The organism is Roseateles sp. P5_E1, from assembly GCF_054049335.1.
This window is the reverse complement of record NZ_JBFUMN010000327.1, coordinates 1-590: the sequence shown is the minus strand read 5'-3', so window position 1 is coordinate 590 and position 590 is coordinate 1. Positions and strand designations below refer to the sequence as shown.

The 590-nt window shown below is 71.0% G+C and carries 1 pseudogene; it reads right to left on the bottom strand.

The features are described from left to right. Positions 1-590, bottom strand: a pseudogene (locus ACXJKJ_RS31335) (MFS transporter); the annotation flags it as partial.

Genomic DNA, 590 nt, shown 5'->3' with positions numbered 1-590 from the left:
GGCGGCCCACGCACGCGGTCGCCGCAGCACCACCGCCAGGGTCATCGCCAGCAACGTCAACAGCACGGCCGGCAGCCAGCGTTCGCCCAGGGTTTCCAGCATCACCCCGCCCACCACGCCCCCGATGGCGATGGCCAGGTTCCAACCGGTCACCACGAACGACTGCGCGATATCACCGGCAACCCCGACACGCCGCGCCACGGCGGTCTGGAACTGGGTCGCCACGCCACCGAAGGCGACGCCCCACACCACCGTGCCCAGCACCAGCACCGACGACGAGGTCGGCCACAGCGCGAACGCCGTTGCGGCCAGCACGAAGGCCACCGTACTGGCGATCACCAGCACGCGCAGCCAGCGGTCCACCCATATCCCGGTGATCCAGATGCCCAGCAGCGCGGCTACGCCGAACACCAGCAGCAGGCGGTCCAGCCACGGCGCCGCACCGGCCAGCGCAGCGAACGGCTCGATGTAGGTGTACAGCACGTTGTGCGCCAGGATGTACAGGAACATCGTCAGCAGCGCCGCGCGCATTCCCGGCAGCCGCCACACCTCGCCCAGGCGCTGCCGTGCGCCCGCGCCCGGTGCCGACA